The organism is Vibrio sp. OPT18, assembly GCF_015163615.1.
Classification (GTDB): domain Bacteria; phylum Pseudomonadota; class Gammaproteobacteria; order Enterobacterales; family Vibrionaceae; genus Vibrio; species Vibrio coralliirubri.
In genome coordinates this window covers 1-211 of sequence record NZ_JADDYK010000117.1, presented here as the reverse complement: position 1 = coordinate 211, position 211 = coordinate 1, and the positions used below count along the sequence as shown (strand labels likewise).

The following is a 211-nucleotide window of genomic DNA, read 5'->3' as shown; positions in this document are numbered from 1 at the left end:
ACGCCCAGTAATTCCGATTAACGCTCGCACCCTCCGTATTACCGCGGCTGCTGGCACGGAGTTAGCCGGTGCTTCTTCTGTTGCTAACGTCAAGAGATAGCGCTATTAACACTACCCCCTTCCTCACAACTGAAAGTACTTTACAACCCGAAGGCCTTCTTCATACACGCGGCATGGCTGCATCAGGCTTTCGCCCATTGTGCAATATTCC

Annotated in this window: 1 rRNA gene; it reads right to left on the bottom strand. The window is 52.1% G+C overall.

What is annotated here, in order from left to right:
* Window positions 1–211, bottom strand: a 16S ribosomal RNA gene (locus IQQ51_RS28005); the annotation flags it as partial.